Origin of the sequence: Phaeovulum sp. (assembly GCF_041596715.1) — a bacterium.
Classification (GTDB): Bacteria; Pseudomonadota; Alphaproteobacteria; order Rhodobacterales; family Rhodobacteraceae; genus UBA6213.
Genome location: NZ_JBFHIA010000052.1, coordinates 1 through 15,352, shown reverse-complemented (window position 1 = coordinate 15,352; position 15,352 = coordinate 1). Strand labels below are relative to the sequence as shown.

The following is a 15,352-nucleotide window of genomic DNA, read 5'->3' as shown; positions in this document are numbered from 1 at the left end:
TCGATCTTCATCCTGCCGCCGTCGATTGCCGCATTGGAGGGCCGTCTACGCGCCCGTGGGCAAGACAGTGCCGAGGTGATCGCCGGGCGCATGGCGCGCGCGCAGGACGAAATCAGCCACTGGGCCGAATACGACTACGTTCTGATCAACCGGGACATCGACCAAGCCAGCGCCGACCTTGACACAATCTTGGCCGCCGAAAGGATGCGCCGCGAACGCCAGACCGGGCTTGCCGATTTTGTGCGCGCCCTGAACGCAGAGAAAGCCGCGAAATGATCTACGCTCTCGACGGTATCGCCCCAACGCTTGCGCCCGATGCATGGGTCGCGCCCGACGCCAACCTGATCGGCAAGGTGGTGCTGGAACCCGGTGCCTCGGTCTGGTTCGGTGCCACGCTTCGCGGCGATAACGAGGAAATCCGCGTCGGTGCAGGCTCGAACGTGCAAGACGCTTGCGTGCTGCACACCGACATGGGTTTTCCGTTGACCATCGGGGCCAATTGCACGGTCGGCCACAAGGCAATCCTGCATGGCTGCACGGTGGGCGAAGGTTCGCTGGTGGGCATGGGCGCGACGGTGCTGAACGGCGCGGTGATCGGGCGGGGATGCCTGATTGGCGCGGGGGCGCTGATCGCCGAGGGCAAGGTTATACCCGATTTCTCGCTGGTGATTGGTGCGCCGGGCCGGGTAGTGCGCCTGCTTGACGAGGCACAGGTGGCGCGACTGTTGCGTTCGGCCGAACATTACCGCGCCAATGCCCGCCGCTACGCCGCAGGGCTTGCCGCGATCTAGTCGGCGTCGAGCACGATCAGTTCAAAACTGAGCTCCGGATAGGCCGAGGCGATTTCGTGTTCCACAAGGCGCGGATTCGGGATTTTCCGCGTAACGGCGCGCAAGGTGCCGCGATACCCCAAGGTGACAAGCCGCAATGCCAGATCGAGCACGTCAAAACTGCTGGTCATCAACGGTGCCAAGACCACATCGGGGCCAAGGCGGGCAAGAAGCTCGCCGTCAACCATTGCGAACGTTGCAAAGCTCACTTCGTTGCCGTCAGGCCCGCGAAGGGCGGCAGGAAGCGGTTGGCGCGATTTAATCACGAGAGACTTGCGAAGGGCGGGTTCCGTCGGAAGTGCCGAGGCGAACACGCACAGCGGCGTTGCCGATTGCGAACCTGTCATTGCTTACCGCCTTCGTCGAAAAAATGCCAATTGTTACACCGTGCGTTGCATATTGCGCTTAAAATACTAGCGGCTCGTAAAGCCCGCCTCAAGGGGAATAACGACCTCAAGAGAGATCAAAATTAAACCATGCAAAGGAGTTAGCGGCAAGGACAAGCGCCTGATCGCGCCGCTCGACCCCCTCGGAAAGCGCGCTCATTTTGCCGCGCGGTGCCTGTAAAAGCGGCACATCACTCGCCGATAGGTTGAAAACGCTCGATATTTCAGTGTCACCGTAGCTGCGCACCATGCCCAAAAGCGGAGCAGGCAGATCAAGAAAGCGCACAGTGCCAATTCGCAGCGGCAACGATGCGCGCCTTAGCGTGAGCATCGCGCGGGCATGGTGCCAAACCGAATCGGGCGTGGCCGCTTGCGCGGCAAGGTTTAGCGCAGCTTGTGGCGGCTTGATCGGCAACCAAGGGCGCGCGGTGCTGAAGCCCGCGCCTGCGCCCGCGTTCCAGACCATAGGCGCGCGGCATCCATCGCGGCCCTTGATCTCGGGCCAGAAGCGCAGTCCAACGGGGTCGGTCAACTCGTCGTAATCAAGCTCGGTTTCGGGCAGGCCGAATTCTTCACCCTGATAGAGCCCGATCGTGCCGGGCAACGAGGCAAGCAGCGCCAGCGCCTGCCGCGCCAGCGCTGCGGGGCTTGCACCATAAGCCGCCCAACGGCTGACCGGGCGCATCACATCGTGGTTGGAAAACGACCAATAGGGCCAGCCATCGGGTGCGGCCGCAAAAAAACCCTCGATCACCGCGCGAAAATGCGCGGGCGTATAGGAATCGCCCAAAAGATCAAAGCTGTAGGCCATGTGCAGCCGCCCTGGCCTTGTATATTCGGCCATGATCGGCAGCGCGCGCCCTTCGACTTCACCCACCTCACCCAAGAGGCACGTGCCCGGAAAGCTGTCGCACACCGCGCGCAACCGCCGCAGCAACGCCAGATTTTCGGGCCGGCTTTTGTCAAAGCGGTGGTCCTGCATATCGTAGGTGTTGCTGGGCGGCAGACCATCGGGCGCAAGAGGGGCGGGGGGGTTATCGCGCAGGGCCGGATCGTGCAGGTAATAGTTCACGGTATCCAGCCGGAACCCATCAACCCCGCGCGCCAGCCAAAAGCGCAGCACGTCCTCCACGGCGGCTTGCACCTCGGGGTTATGCAAGTTCAGGTCGGGCTGGCGGGCGAGAAAATTGTGCAGGTAATACTGCCGCCGTCCTGCATCCCATTCCCAAGCAGAGCCGCCAAATACCGAAATCCAGTTGTTTGGCGGGCTGCCATCGGGCTTTGCATCTGCCCAGACATACCAATCCGCCTTGTCGCCGCGCACGCGGCTATCGGCAAACCATGGATGTGCGTCAGAGGAATGGCTCAGCACCTGATCAAGGATAACCTTCAAGCCCAGTGCATGGGCGCGCGCCACCAGCGCATCAAAATCGGCCAGCGTGCCGAACAACGGGTCGATGTCGCAATAATCGCTTACGTCATAGCCCATGTCGGCCATCGGCGAGCGAAACACCGGCGAAAGCCAGATCGCATCGGCACCCAGCTGCGCCACATGCTCTAGCCGCGCGGTAATGCCCGCAAGGTCGCCTACGCCGTCGCCGTTGCTATCTTGAAAGCTGCGCGGATAGATCTGATAGACCACCGCTCCGCGCCACCACTCTGCCATTCTGCACCCATATGCCCGTTGCTTTGGCAAATCTAGCGACGCGCGCGCCCTGCGAAAGCGAAATCGGCAGGTGCGCTTGACGGGGAGGGGGTAGGGCTGCACAAAGGTTTCAAACCGCTTTGGAAGGCCACACCTTGCCCAATGAAACCACCGCCGCCAGCGTTGCTGCCCTACGCGCCGACGTGTTGCGCCACATAACCTATACGATGGGCAAGGATGCACCGCATGCCTCGCATTACGACTGGCGGCTGGCGCTGTCCTTCGCGCTGCGCGACCGGATCGTAGAGCCGTGGTTTGCCGCCACGCGCCGCACATGGGAAACAGGTGCCAAGCGGGTTTACTATCTGTCGATGGAGTTTCTGGTCGGCCGTCTGCTGGAAGACGCCGCCATCAATCTTGGTCTGCGCGATGTGGCACGCGAGGCGCTGGCGGGGCTTGGCGTCGATTTCGCAACGCTGGTGGGCGAAGAGCCTGACGCAGCGCTTGGCAACGGCGGGTTGGGGCGGCTTGCGGCCTGCTATATGGACAGCATGGCCACGCTCGGCTGCCCCGGCTACGGCTATGGCATCCGCTACGAGCACGGGCTGTTTCGCCAAAGCATCGTGAATGGAGAGCAGCGCGAGCAGGCAGAGGACTGGCTGACCCAACGCCATCCTTGGGAGTTTGAGCGCCCGGAGTCTGCCTATGTCATCGGCTTTCGCGGCGAGGTTACCCATGCACAGGGCCGCGCCGTCTGGACCCCGGCAGAAACCGTGCACGCCGAGGCGCATGATACGCCCGTGATCGGCTGGGGCAGCCGCTGGGCCAATACGCTTCGGCTTTGGAGCGCCAAGCCTACCGCGCTGTTCGATCTTGCCCGCTTCAACCACGGTGAATATGCCGCCGCCGCCGAACCCGAGGCGCTGGCGCGCACGCTTAGCCGCGTGCTTTACCCCGACGACACCACATTCGCGGGGAAAGAGCTGCGCCTGAAACAGGAATATTTTCTTGTTTCCGCGGCCTTGCAGGACATTCTTCGCCGTCACCTTGCGGGCGGCCATGCACTGTCTGATCTGCCCGCCTTGGCCGCGATCCAGATGAACGACACCCACCCCGCGCTTGCCGGGCCAGAGCTTGTGCGGCTTTTGGTCGATGTGCACGGGATGGGTTTTAAGGAAGCGATAAGCATTGCCGTGGCCTGCCTTGGCTATACCAACCACACGCTTTTGCCCGAGGCGCTGGAACGTTGGGCCACCTATCTTTTGGGCTCGGTGCTGCCGCGCCACATGCAGATCATCGAAGAGATCGACGCATGGCACGCGCGCCAGCACCCCACGCGGCCGCATTGGGTAGGTATCGTGAAACACCACGAAGTGCGGATGGGCGATCTGGCCTTCATCACCTCGCACCGGGTCAACGGCGTTTCCGCGCTGCACAGCAAGCTGGTGAAAAAGACCCTGTTCCCCGAACTCGACGCGCTGCACCCCGGCCGGGTTGTCAATGTTACCAACGGTGTAACCCCGCGGCGCTGGCTGCGCTTGGCCAACCCCACGCTTGCCACTCTCGTCACCGGCTCGATCGGGCCGGGCTGGGAAGCCGATCTGGAGCGGTTGCAGGGGTTGGAACCGCTGGTCGAAGATGCGGGTTTTCGCGCCGAGTTCGCCGCCGCCAAGCGCAGCAACAAGATCGCGCTCACCGATTGGCTGCGCCAGACCCAAGGCATTGAGGCGAACCCCGACGCGATCTTCGATGTGCAGGTCAAGCGCGTGCACGAATACAAGCGCCAGTTGCTGAACATCCTGCAAACCATCGCGCATTGGCAACGCTTGCGCGAAAACCCCGGCAGCGCCCTGCCGCGGCTGCGCGTCTTTGGCGGCAAGGCCGCGCCGGGCTATCAGGCGGCAAAAGAAATCATACGTCTGATCAACGATGTAGCGGTTGTTGTGAATGCGGACCCGAAAACCCGTGACGCGCTCCAGATCGTTTATCCCGAAAATTACAACGTCAGTATGGCAGAGCGGCTTGTGCCTGCCGCTGACCTTTCCGAGCAAATATCGACCGCGGGCAAAGAAGCATCGGGCACCGGCAACATGAAGTTTGCGCTGAACGGCGCGCTGACGATCGGCACGCTAGACGGTGCCAATGTCGAAATCCGCGAGCATGTGGGGGCGGAAAACTTCTTTCTGTTCGGCCTGACCGCCGCCGAGGTCACCGAACGCCGCCGCGACCCAGAACACGCGCGCAAGGCGATCTTGGCCAACCAGCCCTTGCAGGACGTACTGCAAATGATCGCAGAGGGCCGCTTTAGCCCTGACGATCCGAGCCGCTACCACGGCCTAGTGCATAACATCTGGAACTCCGATTATTTCCTCGTGGCATCGGACTTTGCCGCCTATGATGCGGCGCAGGCGCAGGTTGACGTGGCCTTTGGCGACCCGGACCGCTGGTGGCGAATGGCGGCGTTAAACACTGCGCGCATGGGCTATTTTTCTTCGGACCGGGCGATCCGCGAATATATGACAGAGATCTGGGGCACGAAATCGGCATTGTAGGGGGTGGCATGGCACGACCCGACGCCAAAGAGGCGCGCGCACTTGCCGAGGGGCGGCATGATGACCCCTTTGCGCTGCTCGGGCCGCATGGCGGACAGATCGTGGCGCTGGTACCTGACGCAACGCGACTTTGGGCCGTGGGGGCCGAAACGGTCGAGTTGCGCGCGATCTTGCCCGGCGTTTTTGCCGCCAACTGGCCCGAAGGCACGCCCTATCGGCTGCGCGCCGAAGGGGCGGCCGGGCAGTGGGAGTTTGAGGACCCATACCGTTTTGCCCCGGTTTTGGGCGAAATCGACGAATATCTGATTGGCGAAGGCCGCCATCGCCAGCTTTGGCAGGTGCTGGGTGCGCATCTGATCACGCATCAGGGCGTGGCGGGGGTGCATTTTGCGGTCTGGGCACCGAATGCAAAGCGCGTCTCTGTCGTGGGTGGCTTTAACAACTGGGACGGACGGCGGCACCAGATGCGCCGTCGCGGGGCCACAGGTGTGTGGGAGATTTTTGCGCCGGGACTGGCCGAGGGCGAGGCGTATAAATACGAAATTGTCGGGGCCACAGGTCAGCTTCAACCGCTGAAGGCCGACCCGCTTGGCTTTGGCGCGGAACATCCGCCGCAGACCGCCTCGGTAGTGCGCGCCTTGGGCAAGCACGGTTGGGGCGATGCGGCGTATCTGGGTAACCGCGCCGGGGCCAATGCGATTGGCGCGCCGATCTCGATTTACGAGGTGCATCTGGGCAGTTGGCGGCGCGTCGCCGCCGAGGGGAACCGCCCCCTAAGCTACTTTGAAGCCGCATCGCAACTTGTTGACTATGTTTCTGATCTTGGCTTTACGCATATCGAACTGCTGCCCATTACCGAGCATCCGTTCGATGGCAGTTGGGGTTATCAGCCGGTTGGCCTTTATGCCCCTACCATCCGTCACGGTCGCCCCGAAGAGTTCGCGGCGCTGGTCGATGCCGCACACCAGAAGGGGCTTGGCGTCATTCTGGACTGGGTGCCGGGGCACTTTCCAACCGACGCGCATGGATTGGCGCAGTTTGATGGCACCCCGCTTTACGAACACGCCGACCCGCGCGAGGGCTTTCACCGCGACTGGAACACCCTGATCTTCAACTACGGGCGCCGTGAAGTAGCCAACTATCTGCTCGCCAACGCCTTGTTCTGGCTAGAGGAATACCATCTCGACGGGCTGCGCGTCGATGCCGTGGCCTCGATGCTTTACCGCGACTATTCGCGCCCTGCGGGCGAGTGGATACCCAACATCAAAGGCGGGCGCGAAAACCTTGAAGCTATTGCCTTTTTACAAAGCATGAACGCCGAGGCCTATGGCGGGGCACCAGGGATCATGACTGTAGCCGAAGAAAGCACCTCTTACCCCGGCGTGTCGCGCCCGGTGCATGAGGGTGGACTTGGCTTTGGCTACAAGTGGAACATGGGCTGGATGAATGATTGGCTCCGCTATTTCGCCCGTGACCCGATTCACCGCCGCCACCACCACAACGAAATAACTTTTGCAAGTTCCTATGCTTGGAGTGAAAACTTCATCCTCCCTGTTAGCCATGACGAGGTGGTGCACGGCAAGGGCAGCCTGCTCGGCAAGATGCCGGGGCTGGAGGGCGAGCGCTTTGCCAACCTGCGCGCCTTTCTGGCGCTGATGTGGGGGCATCCGGGCAAGAAGCTTTTGTTTATGGGGCAAGAGTTTGCGCAAGGCAGTGAATGGGCGCAGGCGGGGCAGCTTGACTGGCCGCTGCTGGCCGACCCCCGCCACAGGGGCGTGCAAACGCTCGTGCGCGATTTGAACCGGCTTTACCGTGAAACGCCTGCGCTGCACTGGGGCGACTGCCGCCCCGAAGGATTTGAATGGGTCGAGGCGGATGACGCGGCCAATTCGGTCTATGCGTTCGAGCGGCGCGCGCCGGGGGCGGCGCCGGTGCTGGTGGTGGCCAACCTTACGCCCATAGAGCGCAGAGGGTATCGGCTGGGGCTTTCGCAGGGTGGCAATTGGCACGAGGTCATGAATAGCGACAGTGCGCATTATGGTGGTGCTAATCGTGGCAACATGGGCGCGGTGAAGGCCGAGACAAAGCCTTGGCGCGGCCGCGCTGCAAGTGGTGCCTTTTATCTGCCGCCCTTGTCGGTGGTGATGTTCAGCCCCGGGTGATGCCGGGAAGGGGGGATCGATGAAACCGAAACCGAACACCCGGCTTTCCAGCCAAGCGATGGCCTTTGTTTTGGCGGGCGGGCGCGGAAGCCGGCTTAAGGAACTGACAGACAAGCGCGCTAAACCTGCCGTCTATTTTGGCGGCAAAGCCCGGATCATCGACTTTGCTCTTTCAAACGCGCTTAACTCCGGCGTTCGCAAAATGGCGATCGCCACACAATACAAGGCGCATAGCCTCATTCGCCACATGCAACGCGGCTGGTCGTTCTTTCGCGCCGAGCGGAACGAATATCTCGACATCCTGCCCGCCAGCCAGCGGGTCAGCGAAAGCCAGTGGTACCTGGGCATCGCCGATGCTGTGACGCAAAACATCGATATCGTCGATAGTTACGCCGTAAAATACGTGATCGTGCTGGCGGGCGATCATGTTTACAAAATGGACTACGAGGTGATGTTGCAACAGCATGTCGCCACCGGTGCCGATGTGACGATCGGCTGCCTGACGGTGCCGCGCACCGAGGCCAGCGCCTTTGGCGTGATGGCGGTGGATGCGATGGGGCGGATCACCGATTTCCTAGAAAAGCCGAAAGACCCACCGGGATTGCCGGACGACGGTACCAATTCGCTCGCCTCGATGGGGATCTACGTGTTCGATTGGGTGTTTTTGCGCGATCTATTGCTGCGCGATGCGGCCGACAGCAACTCTAGCCACGATTTCGGCAATGACCTGATCCCCGCGGTCGTCAAGAACGGCAAGGCGATGGCGCATAGGTTTACTGAAAGCTGTGTCACAAGCGGGTTGGAGACCGAGCCCTATTGGCGCGATGTGGGCACGATTGACGCCTTTTGGCAGGCCAATATCGACCTGACCGAGTTTACCCCCAAGCTTGACCTCTACGATAACGCCTGGCCGATCTGGACCTATGCCGAGATCGTGCCGCCTGCCAAGTTCATCCATGATGAAGACGGGCGGCGCGGCATGGCGGTGTCTTCGCTGGTTTCGGGCGATTGCATCGTTTCGGGGTCAGAGGTGCATAATTCGCTGCTGTTCACCGGGTGTCGCACCCATAGTTTTGCCGAACTCGACCATGTGGTGGCGCTGCCCTATGCCGATGTCGGGCGCGGTGCGCGACTGCACCGCTGCGTGCTTGACCGGGGCGTGCGGATACCGCCGGGGCTGGTGGTGGGCGAAGACCCCGAGGAAGATGCGCGCTGGTTCCGCCGTAGCGAGGGCGGTATCGTGCTGATTACCGAAGACATGCTGGCAGCGCGGGCGGCCGCACTGGGGTAGGGGGGCCGTCTGCCCCCCTCGCGGGCCTTGCGGCCCGCTCACCCCCCGAGGATATTTGGACTAAAGCAGAAGCGGATTGAGGCGAATGATGGGCGGGCGGGTGCTTTCAGTGGCATCGGAGGCGGTGCCTCTGATCAAGACCGGCGGGTTGGCCGATGTGGTCGGGGCATTGCCCGCAGCACTCGGGCCCTTGGGTTGGCAGATGCGCTTGTTGCTGCCGGCATATCCCGGGGTCTTGGCCAAACTTGTGGCGGCGCGCGAGGTCTGGGCGGCGGCAGAGCTGTTTGGCGGGCCGGGGCGCGTGATGCTGGGAAAAGCCGCGGGGGTAGAGGTGCTTGCGCTGGATGCGCCGCATCTGTTTGCGCGCGAGGGTGGCCCCTATAGCGATGCCGCGGGCGATTTTGGTGACAACCCGGAGCGGTTCGCCGCACTTTGCTGGGTGGCGTCGGAGCTTGCGCGCAGCGGCGTTGCCGGGGGGTGGCGCCCCGATATCGTGCATGCGCATGACTGGCAGGGCGGGCTTGCGCCTGCCTATCTGCGCTATCGCGGGATCGAAGTGCCTTCGGTCATCACCGTACACAACATCGCCTTTCAGGGCGTGACGGGGCCGGAACGGCTGGCATCGCTGCGGCTTCCGCCCGAGGCTTATGGCCCGGAAGGGGTGGAATATTGGGGCAACATTTCCGCCTTGAAGGCCGGGCTGATGACCGCGGATGCGATCACCACGGTCAGCCCGCGCTATGCGGATGAGCTGATGCGGCCAGAGTTCGGGCTGGGTCTGGAGGGGGTCATCGCGGCGCGCGCGGGCGTGGTGCATGGCATCCTGAACGGCATAGACACGACACTTTGGAACCCCGAGACGGACACGGCGATCGTGCCCTATTCGGCACGCGCATTGGCGGGCAAGGCGCAGAACCGCGCGCTTTTGCAGGCCGAGTTCGGGCTGGCACCGGTTGCGGGGCCGCTCGCGATTGTTGTCAGCCGCCTGACGGATCAGAAGGGTATCGACCTTTTGCCAGAGGCGCTGCCGGAGTTTCTGGAAAGTGGCGGCGGGCTTTGCGTGCTTGGCACGGGCGATGCTTGGGCCGAAGACGCGATGCGCGCCCTTGCGGCGCGGTTTCCGGGCCGGGTGGGCGTGAAGCTAGGCTATGACGAAGGGCTGAGCCATCGCATGTTCGCAGGGGGTGACGCGGTGCTTGTGCCCTCGCGGTTCGAGCCCTGCGGGCTGACGCAGATGATGGGGCTGCGCTATGGCACGGTGCCGGTGGTCTCGGCAGTGGGTGGGTTGGCTGACACGGTGATCGGCACCAGCCCGGCCAGCCTTGGCGCGCGGGCGGCGACGGGTGTGGTGTTTCACCCGGTCGATGCGCTGGCGCTTAGGCAGGCGCTGCGCAGGCTGGTTGCATTGCATGCAGACCGCGCGGCTTGGGCCGCGCTGCAAAGGCGCGCGATGAAGGCCGATCTGGGATGGGATGCATCGGCGGCGCGCTACGCGGCGCTTTACGAGGGCTTGCGGCGTGGCTGAATGGAAGATCCAGCCGGGGCAGACGCAGTTTTTAGGCGCAACGGTTTCGGCGGGCGGTGTGAACTTTGCGCTATTCTCCGCCCATGCCGAGCAGGTGGATCTGTGCCTGTTCGACGCCGGGGGCGAGCAGCGGCTGAGTCTGCCCACGCGCGAGGGCGACATCTGGGCCGGGTTCGTGCCGGGTTTGACCGCTGGGGCGGAATACGGTTTTCGCCTGCAGGGGCCTTGGGCGCCCGAGCGCGGCCACCGTTTTGATGCGGCCAAGCTGCTGCTCGACCCTTACGCGCGCCAGATCAGCGCGCCTTGGCGCTGGCAAGCCGGTCTGATGGGGCAGGGGGTCGATACAGCAGCACTCGTGCCAAAGTCGGTTGTGCAAGCCCTGCCCACACCGGCGCAAAAAGCAAAGCCGCGGCCTTGGGCCGAGACAGTGATCTACGAAGCGCATGTCAAAGGGCTGACCGCCCAGCATCCAGAGGTGCCCGAGGCCGCGCGCGGCCGTTTTGCGGGGCTGGCGGCACCTGCGATGCTTGCCCATTACCGTAGCCTTGCGGTCACGGCGCTGGAACTGCTGCCGCTGCATGCCTTCATCGACGACCGCTTTGTGGTTGAGCGTGGGCTATCCAACTATTGGGGCTATCAAAGCCTCGGCTTTTTCGCGCCCGATCCGCGCTATGGCGACATGGCCGAGTTTGCGGCAATGGCGGCCCGCTTGCACGAAGCGGGGCTTGAGATCATCCTCGATGTCGTCTTCAACCACACGGGCGAGGGCGACGAGGCGGGGCCGACGCTGGCCTTTCGCGGGCTCGACAACGCAAGCTACTATCGGTTGCGCGAGGGCGGCAGTTATATCAACGACACCGGTTGCGGCAATACGCTGAACCTGTCGCATCCGGCGGTGCTGCGCATGGTGATGGACAGCCTGCGCCATTGGGCGGCGCTTGGGGCTGATGGATTCCGCTTTGATCTGGCAACCACCTTGGGGCGCGGGCGTCGGGGCGAGTTTGATGCGGCGGGGCTGTTTCTGGCCACGATCCGGCAAGACCCGGTGCTCTCCAAGCTGAAGCTGATTGCCGAGCCTTGGGATCTTGGCCCCGGCGGTTATAGGCTCGGCGGGTTTGAGCATCCGTTTGCCGAGTGGAATGACCGATTTCGCGATGGCTTGCGGCGGTTCTGGCGTGGGGATGCAGGGATGTTGCCAGAACTGGCGCGCCGCATTGCAGGCAGTGCCGAAGTTTTCGAACCGAGCAGGCGCGGGCCTGCGGCCTCGGTCAACTACCTCGCGTCGCATGACGGCTTCACCCTGCAAGATATTGTTTCCTATGCAACAAGGCATAACGAGGCCAATGGCGAAGGCGGCCGAGACGGGCATGCCGAGAACTTTTCGGATAACATGGGCCACGAGGGGGCAAGCCCCAATCCCGCGCTGGTCGCGCGCCGCGCAGCGCGGGTGCGCGCGATGCTGGCAACGCTTTACCTTGCCCAGGGCACCGTGATGCTGCGCGCGGGCGACGAGATCGGGCAAAGCCAGGGCGGCAACAACAACGCCTATGCCCAAGACAATGCGATCAGCTGGCAGCCCTGGCCCGGCGACGCCGCGCTCTGCGCCTTTGTGGCGCGGCTTGGTGCCTTGCGCGCGGCCAATCCGGTGCTGCGCCAGCCCGATTACCTGCATGGGCGGGCACGCGCAGACGGGCAGCGCGATCTTGTCTGGCGGCTCCCCTCGGGCCGCGAACCCACACATGCCGACTGGCAAGACCCCAAGGCGCGTTGCTTGTGCGTTGAGCTGCGCGGTGCGGCAGAGGCGGGGCAATCGCCACGCCCGGCCTTTGCCGTCTTCAATGCAGGACCTGCCTGCGCCGTTACCCTGCCGCCCGGCGATTGGGTGATGGTACTCGACTCTGCCCACCCTGATGCGCCAGACTCGCCCGTGGGTGCCGGGTTCGAATCTGCTGCGCAATCGGTGCTACTTTTTCTTGCGAGGTGAATATGCGCTACCCGACCCGACCTATCGAAGGTCAACGCCCCGGCACTTCGGGACTGCGCAAAAAAACCCGCGTTTTCATGGCACCTGGCTATCTGGAAAACTTCGTTCAGGCCACTTTCGATGCGATCGGCGGTGTGGCGGGCAAGGTGTTGGTGCTGGGGGGGGACGGGCGCTATTTCAGCCGCGAGGCGGCAGAAACCATCCTCAAGATGGCCGCAGCCAATGGTGCTGCGCGGGTGATCCTAGGGCAGGGGGCTTGGCTTTCCACGCCCGCAGCCTCGCATCTGATCCGCATTAGCGGTGCAGATGGCGGCATCATCCTGTCGGCCAGCCACAACCCAGGCGGGCCGGATGAGGACTTTGGCGTCAAATACAACAGTGCTAATGGCGGCCCGGCACCCGAAGCGGTGACAGAGGCGATCTTTGCCGCAACCCAACGGCTGACCGAGTATCGCAAGGCCGATGTGCCGGATATCGACCTTGATCTGTTGGGTGAACAGCATGTGGCGGGCATGACGGTCGAGATCGTCAACCCCGTCGCGGCCTACGCCGATCTGATGGAAACGCTGTTCGATTTCGGGGCTTTGCGGCGGCTGTTTGCCACCGGTTTTCGTGCCCGGATCGACAGCATGAACGCCATCACCGGCCCTTATGCGGTTGAGATTTTCGAGCGTCGGCTGGGGGCTGCAAAAGGAACGGTGGTGCACGCCAAGCCCTTGCCCGATTTCGGCGGTATGCACCCGGACCCCAACCCGACATGGGCGCACATTCTTATGGCCGAGATGCTGGGGCCCAACGCGCCCGATTTCGGCGCGGCCTCAGATGGCGATGGCGACCGCAACATGGTGCTTGGCCGCGGGATTTATGTCAGCCCCTCCGACAGCCTCGCGGTGCTGGCCGAAAATCTGCAACTTGCCCCGGCTTATGCAAACGGGCCGAAGGGCGTGGCACGCAGCATGCCCACATCGACAGCGGTAGACCGCGTTGCAAAGGCACTGGGAATTGCCTGTTTCGAGACGCCGACGGGTTGGAAGTTTTTTGGCAATCTGCTCGATGCCAGTAAGGTGACGCTCTGCGGCGAGGAAAGCTTTGGCACAGGCTCTGACCATGTGCGCGAAAAAGACGGGCTTTGGGCGGTGCTGATGTGGCTGACGATCCTTGCCAAAACCGGGAAATCGGTTGCCGAGGTAATGGCGGATCACTGGGCGCGGTTCGGGCGCACATATTATTCGCGGCACGATTATGAAGCGCTGCCGATCGCGATGGCCGAAGCCATGATGGCCGATTTGCGGGCAAAGCTTGCCGATTTGCCGGGGCATGCTGCGGCGGGCCTTCGGATTTCGGCGGCGGATGAGTTTTCGTATACCGATCCGGTGGACGGCACGGTTTCAGGCGGGCAGGGGTTGCGGCTGTTTTTCGACGGTGACGCGCGCGCAGTGCTGCGGCTGTCGGGCACCGGAACCGAGGGCGCAACGCTGCGCCTGTACCTTGAGCGTTACGTATCAGGACCGCAGGGCTTGGCTGAAGATACGCAATCCATGCTCGCACCCGTCAGCGCCGCAGTCGAGGCGCTGGTCGGAGTTTGCCGCCTCAGCGGGCGAAAGGGGCCAGATGTCGTGACGTGACACGCAAACTTTGCGTGCAAGCCGGTAGCGAAACCGGCACATGCGCAACGCCGATAAGCGGTATTATGTATTATCTAGATCCATCCAGACCGCTACGGCACAAGAATCGATGATCCCACGGTTTGCCGCGCAGCCAGCGCCTCGTGTGCGGAACCTACTGCATCCAACGGATAACGCTGCGCTATTTCTACCTTGATCGCGCCTGACGCGATCATCTTGAACAGCGCGCCCGACGCTTCTGCCAGCCACCCCGGTTGCCGCGTAAAGTGAAACAGCGTCGGTCGCGTAACGCGCAGGCTGGCGCGCGCCAGATGGCTGATGCGGAAATTGTCTGGCACGCCGGACGACTGGCCGAAACTGACCAAGGTGCCGAACGGCTGCAAAACCTCGGCCGACTTCAGAATTGTGTCGAAGCCGATCGAATCATAAACCGCCGCAACGCCCTGACCGGCAGTCAGGCGCATCGTTTCGGCTGCAAAATCCTCTGCGCGATAGTCGATCACCTCGCGATAACCATGCGCCCGCGCCAAAGCGCATTTTTCCGCGCCCCCGGCAGTGCCTATGGCGCGCACGCCCTTTGCCGCCAGCCACTGCCCCGCCAGCAACCCGACCCCCCCAGCGGCGGCATGAAAAAGAACTGTATCTGAAGATGTTACAGGAAATGAGTGATGCAAAAGGTAATATGCTGTCAGGCCCTTCAGCATCACCGCCGCCGCGACCTCGTCGCTGATCGTGTCGGGTAGCGGCACTGCGAGCGTTGCGGGTAGCGAGCGATGGCTTGCATACGCGCCGTTGGGCGTGGTGTAGGCAACGCGCTGGCCGACCCGCAGATCGACCCCCTCGCCCACGGCCTCGACAACCCCGGCACCTTCGGAACCTGTCACCAAATCGCGCGGCACCGGCCAGGGATAGACGCCAGACCGAAAGTAAATATCTATGAAGTTCAGCCCTATAGCCGTATGTCTTAAGGTAATCTCACCCGGTCCGGGGCGCGGAACCTTGATCTTTTTACGAAAAATCTTCTCGGTACCGCCCGGCGCGGCGATTGCCATTGCATAGGCCATCATTTCGTCTCCATCTGAAAAGCCGCATCAACGGGCACGCGCAACGCATTGAGAAGATGGTTTGTTTTTCCAGCCGATGCGACCACGCGGTAAAAATCGGCCTGCTCTGCTTGGCTCATACCTTTTGCGCGCGCTGCGGCAAGGTGGCTGTGGGTGCAATAGTCACAGGCATTGGCAATGGAAACAGCGGCATAGATCATTTCCTTCACCTTTGGGTCTAGCGCCGACGGGGTTGCCATCACCGCCTTCACCTCGGCCCATGTCGCCTCAAGCAGTGCAGCATCGAAG

At 62.8% G+C, this 15,352-nt stretch carries 11 protein-coding genes and 1 pseudogene; 8 read left to right on the top strand and 4 right to left on the bottom strand.

Annotation, left to right across the window (positions count from 1 at the left end; all coding sequences use genetic code 11):
- Window positions 1–276, top strand: a pseudogene (locus ABY403_RS05480) (guanylate kinase); the annotation flags it as partial.
- Window positions 273–791, top strand: a complete 519-nt coding sequence (locus ABY403_RS05475; protein ID WP_372839685.1) for a gamma carbonic anhydrase family protein — start codon at window positions 273–275, stop codon at window positions 789–791. The pseudogene ABY403_RS05480 and the gene ABY403_RS05475, both read left to right, overlap by 4 nt.
- On the opposite strand, the gene ABY403_RS05470 is transcribed toward ABY403_RS05475, so the two are convergent.
- Both ABY403_RS05470 and ABY403_RS05465 read right to left on the bottom strand, forming a co-directional pair.
- Entirely contained in the window at window positions 788–1,039 is a 252-nt protein-coding gene (locus ABY403_RS05470; protein WP_372839683.1) for a hypothetical protein, read from the bottom strand. The two genes, ABY403_RS05475 and ABY403_RS05470, sit on opposite strands and share 4 nt — an antisense overlap.
- A 244-nt stretch (window positions 1,040–1,283) precedes the next feature.
- Window positions 1,284–2,882: an alpha-amylase family glycosyl hydrolase gene (locus ABY403_RS05465; protein WP_372839681.1), complete on the bottom strand. Its 1,599-nt coding sequence runs from the start codon at window positions 2,880–2,882 to the stop codon at window positions 1,284–1,286.
- A gap of 134 nt (window positions 2,883–3,016) precedes the next feature.
- On the opposite strand from ABY403_RS05465, the gene ABY403_RS05460 reads away from it, so the two are divergent.
- The 6 genes from ABY403_RS05460 (at window position 3,017) to ABY403_RS05435 (ending at window position 14,000) form a co-directional block, all read left to right on the top strand.
- Window positions 3,017–5,413 carry a glycogen/starch/alpha-glucan phosphorylase gene (locus tag ABY403_RS05460; protein ID WP_372839679.1) on the top strand — a complete coding sequence of 799 codons (2,397 nt, stop codon included), beginning with the start codon at window positions 3,017–3,019 and terminating at the stop codon, window positions 5,411–5,413.
- A gap of 8 nt (window positions 5,414–5,421) precedes the next feature.
- Window positions 5,422–7,575, top strand: a complete 2,154-nt coding sequence (glgB, locus tag ABY403_RS05455) for a 1,4-alpha-glucan branching protein GlgB (protein WP_372839677.1) — start codon at window positions 5,422–5,424, stop codon at window positions 7,573–7,575.
- A gap of 19 nt (window positions 7,576–7,594) precedes the next feature.
- Window positions 7,595–8,866: a glucose-1-phosphate adenylyltransferase gene (gene glgC / locus ABY403_RS05450; RefSeq protein WP_372839675.1), complete on the top strand. Its 1,272-nt coding sequence runs from the start codon at window positions 7,595–7,597 to the stop codon at window positions 8,864–8,866.
- Window positions 8,867–8,951: 85 nt separating this feature from the next.
- Complete coding sequence (gene glgA, locus ABY403_RS05445) at window positions 8,952–10,391, top strand: glycogen synthase GlgA (protein ID WP_372839673.1); 1,440 nt, start codon at window positions 8,952–8,954, stop codon at window positions 10,389–10,391.
- On the top strand, window positions 10,339–12,375 hold the full coding sequence (glgX, locus tag ABY403_RS05440; protein ID WP_372839671.1) for a glycogen debranching protein GlgX: 2,037 nt from the start codon (window positions 10,339–10,341) through the stop codon (window positions 12,373–12,375). Before glgA ends, glgX begins: the two co-directional genes overlap by 53 nt.
- Window positions 12,376–12,377: 2 nt before the next feature.
- Window positions 12,378–14,000, top strand: a complete 1,623-nt coding sequence (locus tag ABY403_RS05435; protein WP_372839670.1) for an alpha-D-glucose phosphate-specific phosphoglucomutase — start codon at window positions 12,378–12,380, stop codon at window positions 13,998–14,000.
- 92 nt (window positions 14,001–14,092) lie between these two features.
- On the opposite strand, the gene ABY403_RS05430 is transcribed toward ABY403_RS05435, so the two are convergent.
- Together ABY403_RS05430 and ABY403_RS05425 are read right to left on the bottom strand one after the other, a co-directional pair.
- On the bottom strand, window positions 14,093–15,067 hold the full coding sequence (locus ABY403_RS05430; RefSeq protein ID WP_372839668.1) for a quinone oxidoreductase: 975 nt from the start codon (window positions 15,065–15,067) through the stop codon (window positions 14,093–14,095).
- A partial coding sequence (locus tag ABY403_RS05425; RefSeq protein ID WP_372839666.1) for a carboxymuconolactone decarboxylase family protein occupies window positions 15,064–15,352 on the bottom strand: 289 nt, incomplete at its 5' end. The genes ABY403_RS05430 and ABY403_RS05425, both read right to left, overlap by 4 nt.